General features: G+C 59.6%; 9 protein-coding genes. 4 read left to right on the top strand and 5 right to left on the bottom strand.

Annotated features, from left to right (window positions below; genetic code table 11):
* From L861_RS25075 to pqqA, 5 genes are all read right to left on the bottom strand, one after another.
* On the bottom strand, positions 1 to 588 hold a 588-nt coding region (locus tag L861_RS25075; protein WP_016417255.1), incomplete at its 3' end, for a radical SAM protein.
* Positions 581 to 868 (bottom strand): pyrroloquinoline quinone biosynthesis peptide chaperone PqqD, encoded by a 288-nt coding sequence (pqqD, locus tag L861_RS14695; protein ID WP_016417254.1) that lies wholly within the window; start codon positions 866 to 868, stop codon positions 581 to 583. The genes pqqD and L861_RS25075, both read right to left, overlap by 8 nt.
* A complete protein-coding gene (gene pqqC / locus L861_RS14690) occupies positions 865 to 1656 on the bottom strand; it encodes a pyrroloquinoline-quinone synthase PqqC (protein WP_016417253.1) in 792 nt (263 codons plus the stop codon). Before pqqC ends, pqqD begins: the two co-directional genes overlap by 4 nt.
* A gap of 50 nt (positions 1657 to 1706) precedes the next feature.
* On the bottom strand, positions 1707 to 2636 hold the full coding sequence (gene pqqB / locus L861_RS14685) for a pyrroloquinoline quinone biosynthesis protein PqqB (RefSeq protein ID WP_016417252.1): 930 nt from the start codon (positions 2634 to 2636) through the stop codon (positions 1707 to 1709).
* A gap of 80 nt (positions 2637 to 2716) precedes the next feature.
* Positions 2717 to 2788 (bottom strand): pyrroloquinoline quinone precursor peptide PqqA, encoded by a 72-nt coding sequence (pqqA, locus tag L861_RS24245; protein ID WP_092569372.1) that lies wholly within the window; start codon positions 2786 to 2788, stop codon positions 2717 to 2719.
* A gap of 352 nt (positions 2789 to 3140) precedes the next feature.
* Between pqqA and L861_RS14680 the strand changes: the two genes are divergently transcribed.
* The 4 genes from L861_RS14680 (at position 3141) to L861_RS14665 (ending at position 7206) form a co-directional block, all read left to right on the top strand.
* Positions 3141 to 4970 carry a methanol/ethanol family PQQ-dependent dehydrogenase gene (locus L861_RS14680; protein WP_016417251.1) on the top strand — a complete coding sequence of 610 codons (1830 nt, stop codon included), beginning with the start codon at positions 3141 to 3143 and terminating at the stop codon, positions 4968 to 4970.
* Positions 4971 to 5114: 144 nt separating this feature from the next.
* Positions 5115 to 5666, top strand: a complete 552-nt coding sequence (locus tag L861_RS14675) for a c-type cytochrome (RefSeq protein ID WP_081645866.1) — start codon at positions 5115 to 5117, stop codon at positions 5664 to 5666.
* A 51-nt stretch (positions 5667 to 5717) separates the two neighbouring features.
* On the top strand, positions 5718 to 6569 hold the full coding sequence (locus L861_RS14670; protein ID WP_016417249.1) for a quinoprotein dehydrogenase-associated putative ABC transporter substrate-binding protein: 852 nt from the start codon (positions 5718 to 5720) through the stop codon (positions 6567 to 6569).
* Positions 6559 to 7206 (top strand): hypothetical protein, encoded by a 648-nt coding sequence (locus L861_RS14665; protein WP_016417248.1) that lies wholly within the window; start codon positions 6559 to 6561, stop codon positions 7204 to 7206. Before L861_RS14670 ends, L861_RS14665 begins: the two co-directional genes overlap by 11 nt.
* The last annotated feature ends 17 nt before the right edge of the window (positions 7207 to 7223 follow it).

Here is a 7223-nt window from a genome sequence, read left to right as displayed (position 1 = left end):
GCGGCCGCGGCGGGCAAGCCGCTCGCGCCAACGCGCGGTGGTGGCTTCGGCGGTTTCGAGCTGGGCACGGCTGGGCAATAGCCCGCTGCGGTTGAGATGCGCCCAGCCGTAGAGCTGACAGTTGGCCAGTTCCACCGCGTCGGCGCCGAGGTCGTCGCACAACTTGGGCGAGCCGGCCACCGCCGCGGCGACATCGGCGTCGCCGGCCTGCAGGCTGATCTGGATATGGTCGAGGCCGGCCTCGCGCAACGCCTGGATGCGCGCCTCATCGAGCCCCAGCGCCGAGGTGATCAGGTTGGTGTAGAAGCCCAGCCGCCGGGCCTCGGCGACCAGCGCTTCGAGGTCTTGGCGTACCAGCGGCTCGCCGCCGGAAAAGCCGAGCTGCACCGCGCCCAGGGCGCGGGCCTGGCGCATCACCTCGATCCATTCATCGGTGGAGAGTTCGTCGCGGACGTCGGCGAAGTCCAGCGGATTCGAGCAGTAGCTGCACTGCAGTGGGCAGCGATAGGTCAGCTCGGCAAGCAGCCACAGCGGTGCCCCGGGTGAAACCGGTGTGGTAGTGGGCGCGGAAGGGGCGTGTTCAGTCATGATGAATCCAGCCCTGTTGGCTGGCGTCGGTCAGGAATTCGCGTACGTCCTGGGCGAGCTCCGCGGCCGGCGCCTGAGGATAGCGGCGTTCGAGTTCGGCCAGCAGCGCGGCGACGTCGCGCTGGCCGTCGAGCAGTTCGAGGATCGCGCCGGCGCTGTCGTTGAGCTGCACCATTCCTTCCGGGTAGAGTAGCACGTGGCGGCCCTGGGCCGGTTCCCATTGCAGCCGCCAGCCGGGGCGCAGTCGATAGACGGTGGAATCGGGAAGCGTCTCGTTCATGCTAACCCCCGATGATAGACGCGCTGGTCGGTCACACTGTGATAGGGCGGACGCCCGAGCTGGTAGGCCAGCGTCATGGCGTCGAGCATGCTCCACAGCACGTCGAGCTTGAACTGCAGGATCTCCAGGGCGCGCTGCTGGGTCTCCGCCGTGGTGCATAGCGTCAGGGTCAGCTCCAGGCCATGGTCGACGTCGCGGCGCGCCTCCGAGAGCCGCTTGCGGAAATACGCGTAGCCGGTGGCATCGATCCACGGATAGTGGCCCGGCCAGGTATCCAGGCGGCTCTGATGGGCGCGGGGGGCGAACAGCTCGGTCAGCGAGGAGATCGCTGCCTCCTGCCAACTGGCACGCCGCACGAAGTTGACGTAAGCATCCACCGCGAAGCGCACCCCGGGCAGCACGTGTTCTTGCGACCACAGTTCGTCGCGGGTCAGCCCCACTGCCTCGCCGAGTGCCAGCCAGGCCTCGATGCCACCGGGGTCGTCGCCATGGCCGTCGTGATCGAGCAGGCGCTGGATCCAGCGCCGCCGGGTCGGGGCATCCGGACAGTTGGCCAGCAAGGCAGCGTCCTTCTGCGGGATCATCACCTGATAGTAGAAACGGTTGGCGACCCAGCCGCGGATTTGCTCGGGGGTCGCCCGGCCTTCAGCCATGTCGACCTGATAGGGATGGTGGATATGGTAGTAGTCACCCTTGGCCATCAAGGCGGCGCGAAAGGTCTCGCGATCGAGTGCTCCCGCCTCGTATGTGGTGGCAGAGCCAAGTGATGCCCCCAGTGGTGATGACATGATGAATTCCCCCGCGTTTCACGTTGAGACGCCGATGAAGCACTACAGGTTCAAGGTTCGAACCTCATGCCGTCATAGGCGACTTCAATACCTCGAGCGTCGAGTTCGGCTCGTTGTCTCGAGTCTTCATCAAGGATCGGGTTGGTATTGTTGATATGAATCAGGATCCGTCGAACGGATTCGGGCAAGGCATCGAGTTCGTTCAGTAGGCCCGGCTGGTCGGCCAGGGCCAGGTGCCCCATGTCTTCACCGGTTGCTTGCCCGACACCAGCTTGCTGCAGTTCGTCATTGTGCCAAAGCGTGCCGTCGACGAGCACGCAATCGGCACGCGCCAGCCAGCCGCGTACCGCATCGGTCAGCTTCCCCAGTCCGGGGGCATAGAACAGCGACCTGCCCTCGACAGTGTCTTCTATATAGAGGCCAATGTTGTCTCCTGGCGTGGGGGCACCACGCCGTGGTGAATAGGGTGGGGCATTGCTATGCAGGGCTACGGCGGTAAAGATCAAACCGGGACAAGCGGCGACCGAAAAGCAGGCCGTGGGATGACCTTCATCGGCCTCGATTGGTTGCCAATGCAGCCCACCTTGCCAATGCTCCAGCATGGGAAACAGCGGGAAGCCGGTGCTCAGGTCTCGATGCACATTGGGCGTGCACCACACATTCAGTGGACATCCCTCACGCAACGACAGCAGTCCGGTGACATGATCGATCTGAGCGTCGACCAGCAATACCTCGGCGATGCCACTATCGCGCACGCCATGGCGAGGATGCAGTTCAGGATTGGCGGCGATCTGGGCACGGATGTCCGGCGAAGCATTACATAGCAACCAACGCTCTCCGTCGCTACTGATGGCGATCGACGATTGGGTACGAGACCTGGCCTTGAGTCGACCGCTGCGAATACCGTGACAGTTATGACAGTTGCAATTCCACTGCGGGAAGCCACCACCAGCTGCTGAGCCCAGAACCAGAACCTGCATGTACCGACTCCATGTGCAAATCCATCACGGCAAAATAAAGACGCCCCGAATATTGGAGCGTCTTCATCTGCAACGGGTGATCAGCGGTTGGCGATATAGAGAGTGACTTCGAAGCCAAGACGTAGATCGGTATAAGCTGGCTTGGTCCACATATGTTGTCTCCTGTCGTGCAAATATGAGTATGACGCTACCTTTTGTAGTAAAGCACCATGAGACACAGTTACCTTACAACCTAAGTCTTAGTGAGGGGCATCAATTAGGTCAAGGTCGATCGGAGGATGGATCATTGCCCGCTTGTGAGAATGTTTTCCGCCGATTGTTGTTCATACGGCAAAAGTCTTTTGACTTCATGATGCACTTCATTAGGCCATAACCACGCCTGTGCAAGGGTCGATCTTGTGCTAGACCTTCTAATGTGCTGCTTGGCATACACAACAACTACACAAGTTTGCAGTGCACCGACTAAGTGGCGTGCTGCAGCTTCAGTACTGTGGAGACAAAGCCATGCTACGGGAGATGAGTTATGCCTTGGCGACCATAGGACTCGTGGCCGCTAGCGTTGCAGTTCAAGCTAATCAGAATCAGCTTGAACTGCAGCAAAATCCAGAATTATGGCCTACTCAGCTAGGCAATTATCAAGGTAATCGCTATAGCCAACTAGACCAGATCAATCGCGATAACGTCGGCGAACTGCGCGCACTATGGCAGTTTTCCACTGGCGTCCTGCGTGGCCATGAAGGTGGCCCGCTCTATGTCGGCGACGGTCGCTTGTACATTCATACCCCCTTCCCTAACAAAGTCTTCGCCCTGGATCTGGAAGATCAAGGCCGCATTGTCTGGAGCTACGAGCCAGACCAGGATTCGTTGGTCATTCCCGTGATGTGCTGTGACACGGTGAACCGTGGGCTCGCCTATGCTGACGGAAAGCTCTTCCTGGGACTGGCTAATAATACCTTGGTCGCATTGGACGCCGAATCGGGTGAAAAATTATGGGAGGTGAGTAACGGCGACCACACCAAAGGCGAAACCAACACCATGTCGCCGCTGGTGGTGGGTGACAAGGTCTTGATGGGTATCAGTGGCGGCGAGTTCGGGGTACGCGGTCACATGACGGCCTATAACGTCGAGAACGGTGAAATGGCTTGGCGTGGTTATTCCAACGGGCCTGATGACGAGGTACTGATCGACCCCGAAACCACCATGATGATGGGCGAGCCGATCGGTGAAGCGGACCTGGGCGTTTCCACTTGGCCGGAAGGTGAATGGCAGCGTGGTGGCGGAGCTCCTTGGGGATGGGTCACCTATGACCCGGAACTCGACCTCGTCTATTACGGTACCGGCAACCCCGGGACCTGGAACCCTGAACAGCGCACCAAGAATGGCGAACCCGCGGACAACAAGTGGGCAATCACGGTATTCGCTCGTGATCCCAACAACGGGCAGGTCAAGTGGGTCTATCAGAAGGTTCCTTTCGACGAGTGGGATTACGACGGGGTCAACGAGAATCAGTTGATCGACGTCGAGATAAACGGTGAGCAACGCAAGGGGTTGGCGATCATCGACCGCACCGGCTTCGGCTTCTTGCTTGACCGTGAAACCGGTGAACTGCTGGTAGCCGAGAAGTTTGCGCCCGAGACCAACTGGGCGAGCCACTATGACATGGAGACTGGTCGGCCGGTGGTCAATGAGGAGTTCAGCACCTACCGGCAAGGGGTCAATGTCAATACTACCGATATCTGCCCCACCGCCATGGGTGCCAAGAACATGCAGCCGAGCGCCTATTCGCCCGAAACCGGCCTGATCTATGCTGGGATCAACCGCATCTGCATGAACTATGAACCCTTCGAAGCGGAATATGTTGCCGGACAACCCTACGTCGGCGCGACTCTGACCATGATGCCTGCCCCGATGCAAGAGGGCGACATGGAAGGCCGCATGGGCAGCTTCATTGCCTGGGACCCGGTCGCCGGTGAAGTCAAGTGGAAGAAAGACGAGCGCTTCGCTGTGTGGAGCGGTGCCCTGGCCACGGCAGGTAACCTTGCCTTCTACGGTACTTTGGAAGGTTACGTGAAAGCCGTCGACATCGAGACCGGCGAGGAACTGTGGCGCTTCAAGACTCCCTCCGGGATCATCGGCAACATCAATACCTTCCAGCATCAGGGCAAGCAGTATGTCGCGGTGCTCTCCGGTGTCGGTGGCTGGGCCGGTATCGGGTTAGCCGCCGGTCTGGAAGATCCGGAAGCGGGTCTGGGGGCCGTCAGTGCTTTCGCCGCTCTCAAGGACTATACCGAGTTGGGTGGCATCCTGACCGTGTTCGCTTTGCCTGACGCTTGATGCCCAAGGGCATATGAAGTGGCACGGGGAACCTTTCCCCGTGCCACGCTCACCTGACAAAAGACTCGACCCCCATGACGTTGCGAGCCAGGAAGTCTGGCAAAGCTGTGTCACGAGGGGTCGCATATCGAAAAGGCGCGCCGAATGATGTGGACTCAGATATCACGTTGGTTTGTGGCGATTGGTGTCATGGGAATGCTAGTGCTTGCTGGAGGAGCCATAGCGGCAACTCAGGGAGATCAGGGAGAAGAGACATCCACCGGTCAAGCAGAAGAAGAAAGCAACGCAACCCAGAAAGAACAGGAACAGACGTCATCAGGAAGTTCCGCCATGAAGGGCGAGCCCGGTGACTATACCGTTGTCGATGGCAAGGTCGACCAAGGAACCTACGACGGTTACATCGCCTTTACCCAATCTTGTCTGGCATGTCATGGCCCTGATGGGGTCGGTTCCACCTTTGCCCCCAGCCTGCTGCGTGCCGTCGAAAGGCGTACTTTTGCTGAATTTGCCCAAACCATTGCCGCGGGGCGGAGCATCCAACCGGGCCGGGTGATGCCTTCCTTCGCTGACAATCAATACGTACTGAGCAATATCGAGAACATCTACAGTTACTTGAAAGGGCGTTCCGCCGGAGATATTGGGAGAGGCCGGCCTCGGGTCATCGGGGAAGAGTCTGAGGAAGGTGGCAAGCAGTAAGCTTGCCACGATCTCGTTAGTGGTGGGGTCGGCCTATAGGTGGAGAAGATCATGAGGGGCTCAGGACGATGGCTTGGCATCGTGATGGCGTGTCTGCTGGGAACGGCGATCACGGAAGGTGAGCCTCGGGCTGACGTGCCGGAGCTGGAAAGACGCGATGAGTTGCGTGTCTGTGCCGATGGTAACAACCTGCCATTCACCAACGAGGCAGGCGAAGGGTTCGAGAATCGCATCGCTGAACTGATGGCCGATGACTTGGGCGTGCCGCTCAGTTATGTCTGGGCGCCGCAGGTCATGGGCTTCGTGCGTAACACCCTGGAACTACGCATCTGCGATGTGATCATTGGCGTAGCCGCCGGCTATGGCTTCGTACAGAACACCACGGATTACTATCGCTCGGTTTATTCGCTGGTGGTTCCTGCGGACTCCGATCTTGAGGTGTCCTCGCTGGACGATGCAGCCTTTGAGGGGCGGCACATTGGCGTCGTGTCCGAGACCCCTCCCTACGTGGTACTGCGGCGTGCCGGCGCCACCATCAAGGGGTATGTACTGCAGACCGATACGCGAGTCAGAACGCCGGCCAAGAACGCCGTGGAGGATGTCGCGAAAGGTGTCACCGAGGGTGCAGTGGTGTGGGGGCCGATCGCTGGGTACTACGCCGCGCGTCAGGACCCGCCGCTCAAGGTAATCCCACTGGTCGACGATACCACCGATGCCCGACTTTCCTATCGCATCACCATGGGGGTGCGGCAAGGCGAACCGCATTGGAAGGATACCATCAACGATTTCATCGACCGCCGTCAGGACGACATCAATGCCATTCTGGCCGACTACGATGTTCCGCTGCTCGATCGGCACGGCCAACTGATCCATCCCGACTCGGGAGGTAGCGATGCTGAGTGATGTGCGTGTCTGGGGGTTGGGGTTGGGTCTGACACTGGTGACGGTTTTCGCAACGACTCAGGAGGCACAGGCTCAGCGCGCTGCCGCCGGCCCGCCGGACTGGCCCTGCGTGCAACGGCTGATCCCTGAACTGGCGTGGGGGACTATGTGGATAGGACCGTCGCCCGAGGAATTGGGGCAGAAATGGTGGGATGACGAGGAAGTCGGCCGGGTGGTGCGTTTCGCGACAGCACGGGAGACACCCCGCGATGCTGCCATCGAGCGGGTACGTAGCTTTGTCGAACAAGTGGCAAATGGGCCCGAAGAAGATCGCGAACAGCGACTGACGCTGCTGTTTGCTGGTTTGTTCGAGCGTATCAACCAAGAGCGCAGTCGCACCATCGAACGCATTCGCGGTGCTACCCGTAATCAGGTCCAGCGCCTTGAGCGGGTATCCGAGATGGTCGATGAGTTGGAGGCCAAGCGTGCCTCGGATGGTGCCAATGCCAATGACATCGAACGTCTGAAGAAGGAGCTACATTGGGAACAGCGTACCTTTGAGATGCGCCAGCATGCCTTGCCGGTACTTTGCGAGAAGCCCTATCTGCTCGAGGAGGAGCTGAGCCGCATGGTGCGCGCGATCCGAGAGGAAATGTAAGCGGAAAGGACGAATCT

The organism is Litchfieldella anticariensis FP35 = DSM 16096 (assembly GCF_000409775.1).
In the GTDB taxonomy this organism is placed as follows: domain Bacteria; phylum Pseudomonadota; class Gammaproteobacteria; order Pseudomonadales; family Halomonadaceae; genus Litchfieldella; species Litchfieldella anticariensis.
The sequence above is the reverse complement of the archived record's forward strand: the minus strand, read 5'-3'. Positions and strand labels throughout refer to the sequence as shown.